The 17,517-nt window shown below is 66.2% G+C and carries 10 protein-coding genes and 1 pseudogene; 9 read left to right on the forward strand and 2 right to left on the reverse strand.

All coding sequences use genetic code 11. The features are described from left to right. Positions 1-280 precede the first annotated feature (280 nt). The 4 genes and pseudogenes from LCD33_RS28715 to LCD33_RS01425 all read left to right on the forward strand — a co-directional run. Positions 281-478, forward strand: a pseudogene (locus LCD33_RS28715) (pantoate--beta-alanine ligase); the annotation flags it as partial. 13 nt (positions 479-491) lie between these two features. Then, the gene (locus tag LCD33_RS01415) at positions 492-1,160 is read left to right on the forward strand and encodes a pantoate--beta-alanine ligase (RefSeq protein WP_374228397.1); all 669 of its coding nucleotides are present in this window, start codon (positions 492-494) and stop codon (positions 1,158-1,160) included. Positions 1,161-2,446: 1,286 nt separating this feature from the next. After that, on the forward strand, positions 2,447-2,878 hold the full coding sequence (locus tag LCD33_RS29550) for an STAS domain-containing protein (protein ID WP_224966512.1): 432 nt from the start codon (positions 2,447-2,449) through the stop codon (positions 2,876-2,878). A gap of 354 nt (positions 2,879-3,232) precedes the next feature. Continuing rightward, entirely contained in the window at positions 3,233-3,697 is a 465-nt protein-coding gene (locus LCD33_RS01425) for a hypothetical protein (protein ID WP_224966513.1), read from the forward strand. A 1,904-nt stretch (positions 3,698-5,601) separates the two neighbouring features. Here LCD33_RS01425 and LCD33_RS01430 read toward each other — a convergent pair. After that, complete coding sequence (locus LCD33_RS01430; protein ID WP_224966514.1) at positions 5,602-6,705, reverse strand: helix-turn-helix domain-containing protein; 1,104 nt, start codon at positions 6,703-6,705, stop codon at positions 5,602-5,604. A gap of 9 nt (positions 6,706-6,714) precedes the next feature. Further along, positions 6,715-7,695, reverse strand: coding sequence for an alpha/beta hydrolase (locus LCD33_RS01435; RefSeq protein WP_224966515.1), 981 nt, complete (start codon positions 7,693-7,695; stop codon positions 6,715-6,717). Positions 7,696-8,427: 732 nt separating this feature from the next. Here LCD33_RS01435 and LCD33_RS01440 point away from each other — a divergent pair. The 5 genes from LCD33_RS01440 (at position 8,428) to LCD33_RS01460 (ending at position 17,480) form a co-directional block, all read left to right on the forward strand. Next, the gene (locus tag LCD33_RS01440; protein WP_224966516.1) at positions 8,428-10,008 is read left to right on the forward strand and encodes an alpha/beta hydrolase; all 1,581 of its coding nucleotides are present in this window, start codon (positions 8,428-8,430) and stop codon (positions 10,006-10,008) included. 3,622 nt (positions 10,009-13,630) lie between these two features. Further along, positions 13,631-13,975 (forward strand): helix-turn-helix transcriptional regulator, encoded by a 345-nt coding sequence (locus tag LCD33_RS01445; RefSeq protein WP_224961389.1) that lies wholly within the window; start codon positions 13,631-13,633, stop codon positions 13,973-13,975. Positions 13,976-14,032: 57 nt separating this feature from the next. Continuing rightward, positions 14,033-14,515, forward strand: a complete 483-nt coding sequence (locus LCD33_RS01450) for an NADH-quinone oxidoreductase subunit B family protein (protein WP_224961391.1) — start codon at positions 14,033-14,035, stop codon at positions 14,513-14,515. Beyond that, entirely contained in the window at positions 14,512-16,524 is a 2,013-nt protein-coding gene (locus LCD33_RS01455; protein ID WP_224961393.1) for a proton-conducting transporter membrane subunit, read from the forward strand. The genes LCD33_RS01450 and LCD33_RS01455 overlap by 4 nt, the downstream gene beginning before the upstream one ends. Continuing rightward, positions 16,524-17,480 carry a respiratory chain complex I subunit 1 family protein gene (locus LCD33_RS01460; protein ID WP_224961395.1) on the forward strand — a complete coding sequence of 319 codons (957 nt, stop codon included), beginning with the start codon at positions 16,524-16,526 and terminating at the stop codon, positions 17,478-17,480. Before LCD33_RS01455 ends, LCD33_RS01460 begins: the two co-directional genes overlap by 1 nt. Positions 17,481-17,517 lie beyond the last annotated feature (37 nt).

A 17,517-nucleotide genomic window follows, 5' to 3' on the forward strand; every position in this document is an offset into this window, starting at 1 on the left:
CCCGGCCGGGCGACCGGAGGAGCGATGCGGTCCGTGCGGGCGAGCGCGGGAACCCGGTCCACCCACCGCCCGGCCCGCTTGGAGGCGCGCGTCCGCCGGGGCCGTGCCGTCCGCCGCAGGGTGACCACCCGGATCCTCATCGGACACCACCGCAGCGGAGCGATGACCCCCGGGCATGCGGCCGGTGCAAACGCCGGCCGGATGCTCCCGAACCGTTCGGCACCCGGTACCTGCGCGGATTCGCAGGGGACACGCACCCGAACCGATTGAGAAGTGGTAAATGCACATCGTGCGCACGATCGACGAGTTGCGCTCCGCCCTGCGGTCGAGGAGGGAACGGGGGAACTCGATCGGCTTCGTCCCGACCATGGGAGCGCTGCACCGCGGCCACACCTCCCTGATGAGCGAGGCGCGCAGGCGTTGCGACGTCGTTGTCGCCTCCATCTTCGTGAACCCGGCGCAGTTCCTCGACCCCGCCGGGTACGACCGCTATCCCCCGGAACGAAGAAGAGGATGCCCGCCTGGCGGAGAGCGAAGGCGTCGACCTGCTGTTCGCGCCGCCGGTAGCGGAGATCTACCCGGACGGGTTCGCCACGGCCGTCACCGTCCGAGGCGAACTTGCCGGCACCCTGCACGACACCCGCCTGGCCGAAGACGGTCAGCTCTCGGGGATGTGCACGATCATCGTCAAACTGCTCAACATCGTTCAACCGACGGTGGTCTTCTTCGGGGAGAAGGACCTGCCGCACTGGATCGCGGTGGAGAGGATGGCCCGCGATCTGAACGTTCCGGCTGAGATCGCGGTCCTGCCGACGGTGCGCGACACCGACGGGCTGCCCCTTTCCAGCAGGAACGTCCAGCTCGGGGATCACCGGCAGCGGGCGGCATGTCTGCCCCGTGCGCTGCGCGCCGCGCTGGACGTCGTCGATTCCGGTGCGGGAACACCGCTCGAAGCCAAGAACAGGGCCCGCGAGGAGCTCGACGTCGAGTACGTCGAGATCGAGTACGTCGAGATCCTCAACATCGAGACCCTGCGCTCCGCCACCGACCTCTCCGAGCCGTCGATCATCGCTATCGGCGCCCGCGTCGGCGGCGTGGCCCTGCTCGACATCGCCCGCAGCGCCGCAGCGATCTCGGCGCCTGAGACCACGCACGGATAGATCCGCGCGGCTCCTCGTCCGTGCTCCCGCTTGACATCGCAGCGGGCGGCTACCTCCGCCGTGGCCGGCTGCGGCGTTGATCATGCGGTGTAGTCCTCGTTTTCGCGCAGGTGGCGGTGCATGGTTTCGGCGCAAGCCGAGCAGCGTCAGGGCTGGAGGTTCACGGGAATTGCGGCATCCGCGGACGGTGCACGTTTGTGGGTCCTCCGGAGGGGTTCGGTGTGGTGCTGATCGAGTGATCGGTTGGAAAAGTGATGGACGGTGGTGCTCTCCGCGTTAGCGTTGGTTCTGCGAGTTTCTCGTGCAGGCCGGTTCTGGGAAAGCACTGTCGCTTCGGAGCCGGTGAGTGGCGCTCGCGTGGGTAGCCGGGCTGGGGTCGGACCTCCACCGATCTCAGCCCGGCGTTTCCCGTTCCTGGGCCGCTGCCCGGTGAGTGCGCTGACTAGTGAAGAGCATCCAGGCGCCGATCATGGTCGCGACGTAGAACGGACGAAGCACGCACCCACTCGTTGTCCGGTCGGGCGGGCGATCCGGTCAGCCGGGCTCTCCGGTGGCTCCGCGAGGTCTTGCGCAGATCTCTACGGATCCATTGTGGACACGTGTGACTCCTTTGTCAGCGGACGTGCCGGGAAAGGTGCGGCGGAGGGGGAGGCGGAGTTCGTAGCCGGACGAACCCCGCGCTGCGATACCAGGCGTCGTCAGGCCAGTGCGTGCGCGCCGCGGGCGCGGGGAGCTCGACGGTGCTGGTGATGGTCGTGGTGCCGTCGGAAAGCGAGATGCGGTGTGGTGATGTCCGACATATAAGCAGGTTAGCCGTCGCGGAGCGCAATATGTTCGTCTTTTTCGGCCTCCTGCAGCAGAGTGGCGCGCGAATAATTCCGGCAGTTGGCAAGCATGGGCCGGGGGCTTCGCGTCCGCGATCGGGTCGGGAGTTCGCGGGTCAGGCGAGCGCCGTCGTGCGGGCGAGGTCGAACACGACACCGTATCGCTGATTTTCCAGTCGCGCCTGCGACCGAGTCGTCGGTCAAGGCCGATGGGCGCTTGCCGGGTAGAAACTTCACGGCGCTCCCTTCTTCAGGATGCGGAGAGGGGCGCTGGTTTCGCATAATGCAAGGGTGAGTTGGCGTGGCCGAAACCGGCCGTGGATGTGATCTTGAGGTGCTCCATGCTGAACGGGCCAGTTTCGGGTCGGTAGATGCTTAATGATCGTGTTTTCTCAGTAGGCCTGCGTGCAGGTGGGTGCGCACTGGCGCAATGGTGGCGGGCGAGTGCTTTTGGGGGTTTTCATGACAAAGGAGACGGTGGTCGTAGGGGTGCCTCGTAGCGCGGACGCTGTTGGTCGGTTCGGCGGATTCAGTGCCACGACGGTGGTTTTCCGTCCTGATTCGGATACGGCGGTCGTGCAGGTGAACGGAGAGATCGACCTCAATTGCTCAGGGCGTTTGCGGGAGTTGCTTGAAAATAGGATAGACTCGGTTGTTAACCGTATCGTGCTCGATCTGGGGTCGGTAAGCTTCGTAGATACTGCTGGCGTGGAACTGATTGAAAGCTGCAGAGGGAGGGCGTACGTGCGGGGAAAAAGTTTTGAGGTCATTGGACCCGAATCTGGGTCGGTGGTGAGGCTGATGAATTTTCTGAAGGGATTCTTGCCGGGTAGTGGAAAATTCGGAACGCAGGCGAGCGGCTTGTGCGAGGGTCCCGGATCGCCGTGTGGATGATCTGGGTGAGTGGGAGGGCGGTGCTGCGGCGATGTCGGCGTGACACGCGCGAAACTCAGCTTGGTGCGGCCCGCCGGGGACAGGGGACGGCCGCATGGGCGGATGCAGCAGGCTAGCCTGCTCGCGGGGAGACGATGAGCTGCTATTGCCCTGTCTACTGAGTCCGTCTCGGACGATGTGCTGGACGATCCGCTAGGTCCAGCTGGTGCGAGCCGAGGAGCTGAGGTCAGAATGGGGGGAGCGCATGGACTTGCCGGGGCTTTCGGGTCGGATCTCGAACGCAGGGTCGAAATTATCGTGGCGAGCCTCGTTGGAGTTTTCGGTCTTTGCGCTGATCCGCTGGCATCAACGGCTATGAGCGTCGTGATTGCGGCCCCCGTCAGCGACGAAATCCGCTCCTATGCATCGCTGTACCGCATTGATTACGCGGAGGCGTTCCAGCTGGGGGTGCCCAGAGCGGATGCCCGCGCCGCGGAGGTGTGGTTGCGGGCGATCTTCGAGTCGCTGCCCGCGCCCGCACGGGTTGGCTTGAGGCTCGGGTGGAGGGCGATCAGTGTTCGACTCGGTCCGTACCCGTCGGCCGAGCACGTGCTTGGTTGGGCTCTCGAGGACAGTCAGCCCCGCTGGGCCCGTCTTGCGACTCACGGATGGCTTGGTGTCCGGGCGAACCTCGTGCTACGCGTCGAAGCCACAGTGCTGACTCTTGTCACTTTCCTCGAGTACCGCCGTCCTGCGGCCCGCGTCATGTGGCTGTTCGTACGTCCGCTTCACGTGGTGATCGCACGGTTCCTGCTGTCGCGAATGGCCGAGCTTTCGTGATCGAGCGGCCTGTATTCGACGTGATGGGCCGGGATGCAGTCACTGATCGTTGTCGCCAGGGGCGTAGCGGTTCCAGTTGCCTCCGGCCTCGATCAGGACGCAGGTGGTGTGCTTGTCGTGGAGGCCGAGCACTTGGCGACGACCGGTGCTGGGGCTTGCAGCACGAGTTGACGAAGCGCTGATGCGCGCCTGGCCTGGACGGGGATTCCGCGGCGGTGCAGTGCTTCGCCGAGGTTGCGGTGCTTCATTGGACTGGCCTGCGCGTCGGCCTGGGAACAGCCAGGTGGATTCTTTGTTCTGCCCGGAGAACGCGGCGCGTTCGGCCAGCAGTGCGCGGAGGATACCGGCCAACAGGTCGCGTAGTGCTCGGAGTGCCAGGCCTAGAGGCGGCCTAGGTGCAGTGTTTGAGGCTGATCGTCGTGGGCCTGGCAGGCTAGGAAGTCGGCGGCGAGGTTGATTTTCTGGCGGGATTCGTTGGTGGTCGTGGTGCGAAGCGGTCCGTCGTCGGCCTTCCGCCGCAACGTCGTAGCTCGTCCAGGTGGCGAAGAGCTGGGCGAGCCCGCGCTCGAACAGCATGAGCTGCCTGTCCGTGCGTGGCAGAATTCAGTGGTGCATCAGAAGTTCACGAGTGGACGAGGCGGTGAGCCAGTCCGGAAGTGCAGCAACGACCTCCTGTGTCAGGGGAAGGTCGCCGCGGGCCAGGACCAAGCACTTCGGGCACACGAGATTCGCCGAACCAGGCCAGCTTTCGCTTCAAGTTCTGTGAACCCAGAATGCCGTCTCTCAGCGGAACGAGGTCTGGACGGAGCTGGCCGGTGTTTTCGTCGACGGCTTGGGTAAGTGCCTGGTCGAGGGTGTAGCACTCGCATAGACGCCCGCCGAGCAGACAACCCTCGAACCGCAGCAGCCGCAGAAGAAGTCGCGGGTACTGGCCCCGCAGTCGCGATAGATCGGAACATCCGGACTTGCTTGTCGTCGGCCTGGTAGCAGGCGGTTGGCGCCGCAGTCCGGGCAGGAACCCCAGGTGTGGACGGCGTGCTCGAAGCAGGTGCGGCAGAGCGGGCCTTCCCAGTTCGCGGCCTTGGCCGCCCGTCGTCCGCAGCGTGCGCAGTCCCGGAGGCGTCAGCGTTCGAACTGTTCCTTGATTGTGTAGAACGGGCTCATCACAGAACCGAAGTCGGGCGCGTTTGGGGGTGACGCGTTGGACGTGTCGATGGAATCGGCTCACGCTGCAGGTGATCTCCGCGCCACGTCCGTAGTGCTCTTGCGCACTGATCAGGGCGGAGCCCGGTTCCTGGTCGGGACCGCGTGTTTCCGCCGGAGTGGCTCCCTGGATGGTTTTCTCTCATCACTGCGCGGCGCTCGGCCTGGGGTGGGCACAGCTTGGAATGCGTTGCTGCGGGCGGAAAATCCGTCTGAACGTGTGGGCCGGTCGTTCGGTCAGAGGGTCTCGGCGATCAGCCGGTGTGGGGGAGGGACTCGACTGTGAGAGTGACCCCGGCAGCCCCCTTGAAAGGCAGCTCGGCAATGGCCCTCCAACATCACGCCGACCTCAGGTCCGAGGACGGCGTCCTCGCGGGACTGGTGAGCAGCTTCCCGGTGGTCATTGGACGAGGGCCGAGCGGCCACCGAGAGCAGAGCCGTGCTCGCTGAGAAGACCGTGTTCACGGGCCGTGCGGTATATGGCTCGATCACGCAGCACTCGGAGCTCCTCGTCTCCGTGTCGGGGCGGTTCAGTCATCAGCCGAGTCACATTGGTCCTGGAACGTCAACGTGTCTGAGCTAGAAAAACTTCGACGTCGGCGATGCCGGCAGCAGTTTTCCGGCTATCTGACTAGGCGGTGGTTCGCGCAGAATCTTGCGGGAGTCACTTTGTTCGAGGCTGGCGGGTTGTGGCGAGCGGCTCATGTGCCCGTTACGGGTGGATGCTCCGGTGTGGGGGTGTGCGAGAGGCCCGGTCGGGTTCGCGTTGCGATGATCAGTGCCGCGGCTCTCGCGCGGTATCGGGCAGCCTCGACGGGGAAACCCAGGTGCTGGGACAGTTTCGCCAGCCGTTGGGACACGCTGGTGTGGTGCAGGTTCAACCGGGTAGCGGCCGCTCGCAGGGAACCGCTGTAAAGGTAGGCGTCGAGTGTGCGCAGCAGCTCTTGGCCGTGCTGCAGCGGCATGGTCTGAAGCGCGCGCAGATCGGGAATGGCGCAGAGGTCCGCAACGGGCTCCGGGGACATCAGCACTAGCGCGCCGAGCTCGTCGGCGACCACGGCGGGTTCGTCGGCCGTCGCGTTGTCCCGGGCGAACTGGGCGGTGCGCACGTGATCGCGAACGTCCCTCGCCTCAACGGCGAAGGAAAGTCCGATGCGTACCCCGTGCTGAACGGGACACGGCGGCACGCCGGTGTTGTGCGTGCACACGAGCAGTCGTTCGTCCTTGCGCACGACCTCCGTCGAGTGCCCAGCGGCGGGTTCTCCGGGCAGCATCTCGACGAGGCTGGTGCGTATCCCGGTCGCGCTCGCGACCCGGACGAGGGAGTCGGGGGCGATGTGCAGGGCGGTGCAGCTTGATTCGGCGGCTTCGCGGTCGGCGGCGAACAGGAGGTCCGCTGACCGTGTCGCCGAGGTAGGCGCCGGTCGGCCGGTGCGCGCGGCGATCGCGGTGACGGTCAGCGCGAGCCGTTCTACCAGCAGTGCGTCGAGCGGGTGGGGCTGGCCGTCGCGTTCGATCCACACCCGTCCGCTGAGACCGTCTCCGACGAGCCGCTCGGCCACCTGCGGCTCGCCGTCCGCCGCGGAGAGCACCCCACCGCCGGGTCCGCAGCGCAGGTTTACCGGCGCATTGCCGTCGCGGATCAGGCTGATCCCGACGGTGCACTCCCCGAGCGCGGCGGCCGCGCGCACCGCCGTGGGAACATCGGCGCGGTGCCGGATCAGGGCATCGAAGTAGTCGATCACGCGGACCGAGCTCGCCGCTCCCGCGTCGAGTCCGGCGAGCCGGTACATGAGACCTTGCATGCGGTGACGCTACGAGGCGGTTCGTTCCACCTGCAAGCCCCTGGCCAGCGCGACGCGGAACTCCTCTGCGGCCCGCACGCTCACCGCTGCGGTGGGCAGCAGAGAGGAACCGTGGAACGTGCCGGGGAAGGAGTGCAGCTCCACGCTCATGCCCGCGTGCAGCAAGGCCGTCGCGTAAGCGATGCCCTCGTCCCGCAGCGGGTCCAGCTCCATGGTCGAGAGGTAGGTCGGTGGCAGGCCGCGCAGGTCCTTCGCCCGTGCCGGGGCGGCGTAGGGGGAGACCTCGGTGTCCGATTCGGTCGCCCTGCCGTTCCGGCCCAGGTAGTACTGCCACGAGAGGATGGCGTTCGGCCTGTTCCACATCGGGGTGTCCACGAACTCGACCATCGACCGGGTCTCCAGCCGGTCGTCGAGCTCCGGGATCTCCAAGAGCTGGAAGGCGATCGGTACTTCGCCTCGGTCGCGCGCGAGCAGCGTCGTCCCTGCGGCCAGCCCGCCGCCCGCGCTTTGGCCGCCGACGGCGATCCGTTCCGGGTCGACGCCGAGCTCGGCGGCGTTGGCGTGGAGGTACCGCAGCGCGGCGTAGCAGTCCTGCAGCGGCCCCGGGTAAGGGGTTTCCGGTGCGAGTCGGTAGTCGACGCTGGCGACCGCGATACCCAGCCGCTGCACCAGCTCGACGCAAAGCGGGTCGTTGAGCTGGGCCCGGCCGATGGCGAACCCGCCGCCGTGGATCCACAGCAACGTCGGCAGCGTGCCCCGCTCCGCTGCGTCCGGTGGCGTGAAGAAGCGGATCGGGACGTCCGGTGCGCCCTCGGCGCCGGGGGCCGCCAGCTCGCGCCACACGATCTGCTCGTACGAGATCTCGGCAAGCACCGCATCGGTCATGGCGTTGATGCGTTCACGAGCCGTGGTCAGGTCGGCGAAGTCCAGCCGCGGCAGCATCGCCGCCGCGGCGGCGAGCTCGGGGTCCATCGTGGGAAACGTGGTCATGCTGGTCATGCTGCCCGGCGACCGTGGTCTGGGGCACCCGTCGTGCGTCTGCCTTTCCGCGGAGAACGACCGACAAACGTCGAGTCGGCTTCCACGCCGGTGGTGCGGACCGGGCTCAGCGGTGCGCCGACCTGTGCTCTCCGAGAGGGGCCCGATCTCCGGCCGCCCAGGGCACCGTCGAAGTGGTTCGAAGAAGACCGGCGGCCCGATGTCGCCGCCGTGCCGGTGCCGAGCAGGGCAGCATTGTCGACTCTCCAGATCCGGACGGGCCCATTACCGCAGTGAAAAGTCCGGCGAATAACGAGAGCATGATTACGTTCAAGGCACGAACAGCGCCACGGCCCTCGCCGTAAGCACGAACCAGCCCGATCACCGCGGCAGCGGCACGTGGGGACACAGCACAGGTGCCCAAGCGTAATAATTGGTCGTGGCTGGAAAGCTAAGTGGTGCAAAGACCTGGGCCTCTCGCCTCACAAGCCGGGTCCGGCCGCGGTGGTTCGTACCTCCAGTCTGCACAGCGCTGCTGCCCCTCCACCAAGAGGCCACTGATCTTCGTTGTGGGGTGTGGCCCCGTCTGGGCTCCGTCCGCGCCGGGTTCTGGCCGATCGGTCGATGCCGGGTGGCCGGTCGGTTGAGGTGCGCCTCCCGCGTCGGCTGCGATCGTGTGTTCTGATCGACTTCCGCATCAGCGGTCGCACCGGACGGCGTGCATCTCGACCGAGGAGAAAACCTATGCAGTTGGCGTATTCAGCGCGTGGCGCGGGTTTTCTCGCTGCCGTCCTCGTGGCGGGTCCGCTCGTACCGGCCGCCGTGGCGAGTCCGGACTCAGAATCCGCGCCGATGCGCACCAACGGTGCGGCTGTTCCGGTGTTGGACTGGGCGCCGTGCGATCTCGCGCCCAATTATGAATGCGCGACCGCTGAAGTCCCGCTGTCCTACCGGAATCCGGCGGGTCAGCACGTTCGGCTCGCGGTGGGGAGGTTGCCCGCCGTTGATCAGGAGCACAAGCTCGGCACGATCTTCTACAACCCGGGTGGGCCGGGAGACAGCGGCAAGTACGCCCCGGCACTGACTCCCGAACTGCACCAACGGTTCGACATCGTCGGTGTCGACCCACGAGGCATCGGCGAGAGTGCGGGGTTGAGCTGCTTCACCGAGCCCGGCGACGGCTTCGACTCGAAGGACTCCTTCCCCGTGACCCCTGAACAGGAACGGACCCAGATCGAGGACACCGCGCGGGGGGTCGAGGAGTGCGCCCGGAACGCGGGTCCGCTGCTGAACCACATGTCGACGGCGAACGTGGCTCGCGACCTCGACTTGTTGCGCGCGGCGGTCGGGGAGGACCGGCTGGACTACTACGGTATTTCCTACGGCAGCCACCTCGGCACCGTGTACGCGAACCTGTTCCCCGAGCGTGTGGGTGCGGTGGCGATCGACGGCGTGGTCGATCCGATCGAGTGGACCACCGGATACCGGCCAGACGAGGTGGCTGAGCCGATGACCTTCCGGATGGGTGCCCACGGCGGGGCCCAGCAGGCGCTGCGCACGTTCCTCGACGCGTGCGCCGTCGATGAGCGCTGCGCTTTCCAAGAACCGGGCGCCGACCTGCTCGGCAAGTACAACGCGCTGCTGGACCGGCTGCTGGTCAGGCCCGTCACGATCACCCGGCCCGACGGAACCCCGATGGAGATCACCTACCAGACAGCCGTGGTCCGAACCTCCAGCTCGCTCAAGGGTGCCTCGGCATCAACGAGCCTCGGTGAGTTCCTGCAGCAGCTGCACGAGCTCTCCCAGCCCGGTGCCGCCGGGCCGGCACCGGTCGTGTCGGTTCCGCCCGCCCCCCAAGGCTGGGAAGGCGGCTATATGGGCGTGGAGCAGAGGCTCAGCGTGATGTGCAACGACAGCAGCAACCCGAGCGACCCGTGGTCGTGGTCCGAATACGCGCGACGGGCGGACGAGGTCGGGCGCGGCTTCGGCTCGTACTGGACGTACCTGTCGTTGGGCTGCGCGAACTGGCCCGGCGGTTCGGATCCGGACCGCTACACCGGTCCCTGGAACCAGGAAACAGCTTCGCCAGTGCTGGTCATCGGCAACCGGCAAGGCGACCCCGCCACCCCCTACGACGACGCACGCAAAACATCCCAGCTGCTTTCCGACGCCCGGCTGCTCACCCTCGACTCCTTCGGACACGGCGCCCGCGGGGAAAGCACCTGCATCGACGGGGCGTTGAACGCTTACTTCGCCGACGGGGCACTGCCTGCCGAGGACACGATCTGCCAGCCGGACCGGGGCCCGTTCGACCCGGTACCATGATCTCTGGACCGCAGCGAGCACCGTTCGTAGGCATCGCCCAACGATGGGCCACCCAGTGGCTCAACGAGCCGCGCTGCCAAGCAACGTCGAAATAACGTGGCACTTCTTGGGCATACTCGAACACACGAAACAGCCCCACCGGCCTAGCCAGGGGGTGACAAGGCCGGTGGGACTGTGAACCGTCGGTTCGGGACGGCAGGGCGCAGGAGGGGGCCCGACCCCGCCGTCGGCACACATCTGTGGCTGACGTGTATCGGTAACATACAAGACCAAGTAACGGTCGCTGTCGGCGCCCCCTGTACGCGGTTCGTGCCGCAGGGATCTGGCAGGACAGGCGACAGCATCCGCAATTCCCGTTCTGCAAGGCCCGTTGCCGTATGCATGCACGGAGTCGAACGCCTGCGCGGTCCGGGGCACGACGAGCCTTCGGCGCGCAAATGAACACAACTTGACAGGCGTGCGAAGAGGGACGGATGACGTCCATGGAGTGGTCAGCGCAGCGGTTGCTTTTCCGAGGCTACGCGGACGAATCGTTGGGGGGAGTGAGATCGGGACGCTCGATCACCGCGAGATCTGGGGCAAGGCGGGTGGTCGTTTCGCAGCGCCGCTCAGTCTGGGTATCGCAGATCCAGATCACCGAGGGCGGCGAGAAGGAAATCTATACTCGTGGTGAAAAGCGCCTTGCGGAGCCTTAGTGCCAGTTGTGCTCATTCTTGCGTAATCGAGCCCCTGGGAAGGACGTGCCAAAATTCGAGGAAGGAGGCCGTGGGGGGTCCTGGCCCAGTGCGCCAGGACCAGGCACCCGGGAAACTAGTGGTCCGTGCCACCTGTAATGGCATGTTCGTCCTCTCCGCAGTCTGCGGATCGAATACCTGCTCCACGGGAAGCCGGTTGCGAGAGTAGGCTTGTGTATAGATCGAGATAGTAGGAAAATAAGGGCTCTGAATTTAGGGCGTGTCTGATGGCAGGTCTTTTCCAGGCTTAAAGCCGAACGATTCGGTCATCAATCTGAAGTCGGTATTGGAATCAGTCAACCAAGCAAAGGCGTGAGAGCATACTGAAGGCGCGACTACTGCTGTTCCCGTCGGCGGCGGACGCCGGGAAGACCTGGTCCGCCGCCGTGCTTCGCGCCACCAGGGGCTGCCGTCCGATACGGTGGTCGAGACGTCGGTACGTGTTCTATGCACCCTCACGGTGAGGGAGTTCCTGATGGCATCGGTTCTCGTGGTGGTAAAGCACAGGGCTGGGCGATCGATGGGTATGGCTGAGCGTCCGCAGAATGTGATCGCTGTCTTGGGGGTGGTAGCGATCGGGGGTGGCGATCACGGCCTGAGGTAGGGCGCCGGTCCCGTGTCTCCCCGATCGCGACGAGGCCGGCGCCCCCGGGGTGGTGCCGTGCCCCGACATCGGCGCCACTGACCTAGTGTGCGCCCATGTTGTTGCGCATGCACCTATGTTGCGTCTGATTGTGATTTAGGGCACAAATTAATGTGTGGTCTGGTCTCGTCAGGTCGCGAGGCCAGTGTCGTCACTGTCTTGAGTGCGCGACGGCTCGGGATGGAGGCGAGTGTGGATGAAGCGGCACGTGGGGTCGGAAGTCGAGTTGCTGCACATCTGGCTAACTGGGCAGGTCATCGGTTTGTTGGACGAGTCCGGCCGGGACCTCGAGGGGGCGTGCGCGGAGTTTGATCGGTTGGTGCAGCGGTGGGGAGCGCCGGCGCTGTCGTGTGCGTTGGCTGAGGCCGTTGAGCAGCATCGGAGCAACTAGGTATCCGTGTAGCGTCCGCTAGCAGTGTGTCGGTGAGGAGTCCTCTGATTCGTTAGGGTGAATCGATCGCTCTTGACTTGACGTCTTTGCTGCTGTGGGGTTAAACGCCGTGCCCCCGACTGTGTCGGGGTGAGGGGTTCTGCGTCAAAGGTTGATTCCGAGGCTTTTCGGGCTTGGCGACGATCGTGGACTTCAGTAGCGAGCCGCGGATGGCCGCGGTGGTCCCCGGCTTGCTGCTTTCAGCTGCTCGCCGCGGCGAGCATGGCGACACCAGGGGCGCTGGTTCCGCCGTTCGAAGCCGCAGGCGAAAGGACGGCATGGTCTCGACGGGCCACCACCCTCGAAAGAGTGTGATGTTGGCTAAATTCTGAGCTCTTCGAAGCTTTGCCTCGTTACCTTCGAGAAGTCGGGGTAAGGGGGCCGCTGCCCGGTCCGGTCCTCTCGGGGCGGGCAGCGCCCCGGCATCTATGGGCTTTGCTCCCGTTGGGCAGGAGCGGTGGCGCCCGTCCCCGCATGCTGTGGGGGAGTCGGCAATGCCTGCGTGGGATTTCGCGCAGCGCGCTGCGCTTCATGGTCGATCTGCAGCTGGAGAGCAGTGCCGTGTTCCTTGGAATGGGTAGGCCTCTTCGGAGGGCTCATTGACCTGCTCTCCTGGGACACCGCCAAGCTTGCCCGCAACGGCATTGCTCCCACGCGGCGCAGCGCGGCGATAGCCGACCGAGGGCAGGGATCTCCCGAAAAGACCTCGGCGATGGCTGCGCCACGGTTGTCTCGAGCACCGTGAGCCCCGCGCACCGGAGAGACCCCAGCGCGGGGCCCCGGCACCGAGCGTTAGCGAATCCTTGCGCACAACCGGGTACAACAGCACCAGGCGCAGCAGGTTGACTCAGGCGATCAGCCTGAGCCCGAAGTCGCCCTCGGCCCATACCAGGTCGGTGTTGAGCACCGAACTGGCGAGGACACCGCGACCGTGCCCAGCCGTGGGAACATGCTTCGCCATGAGTCGCGGCCGGGTTTGTCGCTGTCCTGTGTGAACGAAGTTCGGAATGGAGGCGAGCGAAGATGACCAGGCACGTCTGGCTTACGAGTCAGGTCGTTGGCCTAGTGCGTTGTCGAGGGCGCTGACCGAGGCTGCTGAAGAGGATGTGCGCGGCCTGGCCGCGGTGTAGCGCGACCAGTGGCGATTGGTCTTCGGCGAAGGCAGCCGCCCCTGGTGCGCCCGGTGCTCGCACCAGGGTCGGGGAGGGGACGGCGCGTTATTGCCGCCGGTAGGTCGCTCACTCCGCGCGCTGGACTGAGCCAGTGCCCGCAAGGTGCCGGAGTAGCGGATCGCTCGAATTTCGCGGCGTCTTCACCTTGATTGCCGGTGAGTTCAGTCCGCTTGCCGCCGGGGCAGCGTTGCCATCGCAGCTGCGCCTGGTTCCGCCTCCGTGCTGATCGTTGATTGACTGTTCGGGTCACTGGTGGAGTAGTGGCGGCGGATGTTCCGGCGGTAGGGCGGGGGATCGGCCCGGTGGGAGCGGGAGTCGGAGCTAGCACCGGGTGGGGTGGAACAGCGGTGCTGACGTCCGACCGGGGAGCTGGTGGCCTCTTGTCGGCACGAGCCTCGACTCCCTGGTCCTACTGGTGGTTGCTAGGGCGGCCTGTGACGACCTGCGTCCCCTGTGTCACGTCTCGTGGTGCTCTTGATGGCCAGGTCTCGTGTCAGATCAACCAGTTGCTAAAGTATGCAACTAGCGGTTTTCGCATGTGCTGGCGGTGGGGCGGTTCCAGGGCAGGTGCTCGGGGCGTCTCGGAAGGCTCGGCTCGTAGGCAAACGGTGTGGGCCCCTGGGGTTTTGGCGAAGGGAGTCAGGTGAGCACGCCCCTGTATCAGTTGAAGGCTGAGTTTTTCAAGACTTTGGGGCATCCTGCTCGAATCCGGGTGCTCGAGCTGTTGAGCGAGCGAGACCACGCAGTGTCCGAAATGCTCCCCGAGGTCGGGGTCGAGTCGGCGAACCTTTCGCAGCAGCTGGCGGTACTGCGCCGTGCCGGACTCGTCACCACGTCCCGGCGAGGTTCCGCGGTCATCTACTCGCTGACCAGCCCGCAGGTCGCGGAACTGCTGGTGGTGGCTCGGGCAATCTTGACCGGAGTGTTGTCCGGGCAGGTCGAGCTGCTCGACGACTTGCGCGGTCCTGGGGAGTCTCCCGGTTCTTGAGCGGTTGAAGATCCGTAACCCCTGACTACTACTTGGAAGTCGATGTGGGAGCACCGCGTGTTGAGCTTGCTAAGAGAGATCCGTCGAATCGGGCGCATTGCCGAACCTGGCCCCGCACTGTCGGGAGAGTTGCTGCCTGCTGCGAGCGAGCTGGGTGGCTCGGTGCAGTTCCGGCACGTCGATGCGGGCTCGTGCAACGGCTGCGAGGTCGAGATCGCTTCCGCGTTCGGGCCGGTGTACGACGCCGAGCGCTACGGGGCACGGCTGGTGGCGTCACCACGGCACGCCGATGCCTTGCTGGTCACCGGCCCGGTCACTCGAAACATGGCGGAGCCGCTGCGGCGCACGTACGAGGCGCTTGCAAAGCCGCGTTTCGTAGTGGCTGTAGGGGACTGCGCTCGCGGCTGCGGTGCTCTTGCCAGGGCGTACGGCGTCGTGGGAGCCGTGCGTGATGTGGTGCCGGTCGATCTGGAGATCCCCGGTTGCCCACCCCGCCCCGAGGAGATCGTGGCGGGTTTGCGAAAGCTGACCGGACGATGAACCTCATCTCCTCCGGGCTTGTCGCGGCGATCGGCGTCGGCTTGCTCAGTGCTGTGGCGGGTGTGTTCGTTCCAGCACGAACTCGCCCGTTCGTCTGCGGGGTGGGCACGGCTTTTGTCGGCGGGTGCGGCGTCATCGCCGGCGCGAGCGCATTGGCCGGCCAGTCGTTATCGGCATCGCTTCCCGGCTTGCTCCCGCTGTTCGGCGCAGCCGTGTCCGTGGATCCGCTGAGCGGCGTGTTCCTGCTCGTCGCGGGCGGGGTGGCGGTCGTGGCCGCGACGTACGGCATCGGTTACGCCCGGGAGAGCCTCAACAGCCGCCCCGTCCAGTCGGTGCTGCCGCTGTTCGTGCTGTCAATGCTGCTGGTACCCGCGACGGGGAGCATCGGCGCGTTCCTGGCGTGCTGGGAGCTCGTGGCGCTCACCTCTCTGGCGCTGGTGCTGGCTGAACATGCGAGCCGCGATGAGGTGGCGGTAGCAGGTCGCTGGTACGCGGTGATGACCCACGTGGGAGCGGTGGCGATCTCGCTCGGGTTGCTTCTGGTCGTCGCGCACTGCTCCGACGACTCGTTCACGTCCGTGCGAGACGGTTCGGCGGAGCTACCGCCGTTCGTCGCCGGTGCCGCTTTCCTGTTGACCGCAGCGGGCTTCACCTCCAAGGCAGGCGCGCTGCCACTGCACGCCTGGTTGCCCCGCGCGCACCCCGAGGCGCCCAGTCACGTGTCGGCGCTGATGTCGGCGGGAATGGTCAACCTCGGCGTGTACGGCCTCATCCGGGTGGGTTTCGACCTGCTGGCGGGCGGTCCCGCTTGGTGGTGGCTGCTGGTTCTGCTGCTGGGGGCGATGTCAGCTCTCCACGGCATCTTGCAGGCTGCGATGAGCAACGACCTGAAGCGTCTTCTGGGGAATTCGACGACCGAGAACATGGGATTGGTGCTTCTGGGGGTCGGTGCCGCGGGGTATTTCGATGCCACGGGACAAGACGTGCTGGCAAGTCTGGCATTGACGGCGGGCCTGGTGCACGTGATCAATCACGCTGCGTTCAAGACATTGCTGTTCCTCTCCGCCGGCTCGGTCGTGCACGCGACCGGGGTACGGGATCTCGATCTCTTGGGCGGCCTGCGCGTGAAGATGCCTTTCACCACGTGGGGATTCGCGGTCGGTGCGCTGGCAGCATCGGCGTTGCCACCGGGGACGGCCTTTGTCAGCGAATGGTTGCTGTTGCAGGCGTTGATCCACGGCTCGCCGTCCACCGGAGCGGCGACGGCGATCGTGATGCCGATGGCCGTCGCCGCCGTTGCTCTGACCGCGGGCCTGTCGACCGCGACCTTCGTCAAGGCGTTCGGGATCGGGTTCTTGGCCCGTCCTCGGAGCAACGCCGTCGGCGCGGCGAAGGAGAGCCCTACCTCCATGCTCGTCGGGATCGCCGCGGCCGCGGTCGCGTGCGTCGGGCTGGCGCTGCTACCGGGGTTGGTTCTGCCCTCCCTCGCAGGCGTGAGCGGCCTGGTGCTGGGCGACTCGGGGCCTGCGGTTCTGGGAGCGGTCACGCTGCGGTTGAACGGGGTGGTGGGGGCCCTCTCGCCGGTGTTGCTCGCCGCGGGCCTCCTCGCCGGCTGTGTGCTGGTGCTGGCGGTGCTGCGCCTCGCGGCAGCGCGCCGGGGCCGGGAAGTGCGGTCGTGGGACTGCGGAGCAGGTCCGCCATCTCCCCGAATGGAGTACACCGCCACCTCGTTCGCTGAGCCGTTGCAACGGGTTTTCGAGAACGTGGTTCGCCCTGAACAGGACGTCGCCGTGACTCACCACCGGCAATCGGCGTATCTCGTACAAGCCGTCGAGTACCGCCAGCACGTGCCGGAGCCCTTCGAGCACCGGGTCTACGCTCCCGTGCTGCGGGGCGTTGCCGCGTGGGGAACTTCCGCGAGGCGGCTGGCGACCGGGAGCGTGCACCGCTACCTGGGCTACGGGTTCTACTTCGTGTGCGGCGTGCTGATCGTGCTGGTGGTGCTCTGATGAGCGTTCTCGGCGTGATCGGTGGTGGCCTGCAGTGCGCGTTGATCGTTGTGGGGGCGCCGTTCCTGATCGGGGCCATGAGGCAGGCCAGGGCGCGACTGGAAGGCCGTGCTGGAGCCGGGGTGGGGCAGCCGTGGCGGGACCTGCGCAAGCTGTTCCTGAAGGAATCCGTTGTACCGCGCGGCACCAGCGAGGTGTTCCGGGTCGCACCGTTGGTGGTGTGGTCCACGACGGTGGTCGTGGCGCTCGTGGCTCCGTTCATCACGATTGAATCTGCAGCGAGGCCCGTGGCGGACCTGTTCGCGGTGGTGGCGCTTCTGACGTTGGGCACCGTGGCGGTGGCGCTGGCCGGGTTGGACACCGGAACCACCTTCGGCGGTATGGGCGCCAGCAGGGAGATGACGATCGTCGCGTTGGTAGAGCCCACCCTGTTGTTGTCGATCTTCGCGTTGTCGGTGCGGGTGGGCTCGACCGATCTCAGTTCGATCGTGACGTCGACCGTGCACGACCCGGCGATGGTCTTCTCACCCGCGAGCCTGCTGTCAGCAGTCGCCTTCGCGGTGGTGATCATCGCCGAGACGGGGCGGCTCCCGGTGGACAATCCCTCCACTCACCTGGAACTCACGATGGTGCACGAGGCGATGGTCCTGGAGTACGCGGGCCGGGACCTGGCCCTGGTCGAGTGGGCGTCGGCAATGCGTTTGACGGTGTTCCTGGGGCTCCTGGCGAATCTGTTCCTCCCCTGGGGCATCGCGACCGACGCTGCGCCGCTCGCGCTGCTGGGAGGTGTGCTGGCTTTCACCGGCAAAGTCGCCCTGCTTGCGCTCCTGCTCGCTGTGGGCGAGGGATTCCTGGCCAAGCTGCGGTTGTTCCGCGTTCCGGAGTTGCTGGCGGGGTCGTTCCTGCTCTCGGTCATGGCTGTCGCAGCCTCGTTCTTCCTGCCGCAGCCCCACTGACGAGTCCGAGCCGAAAGGAATGACGATGATCCGCCAC

The organism is Saccharopolyspora sp. 7B, from assembly GCF_020177435.1.
Classification (GTDB): Bacteria; Actinomycetota; Actinomycetes; order Mycobacteriales; family Pseudonocardiaceae; genus Saccharopolyspora_C; species Saccharopolyspora_C gregorii.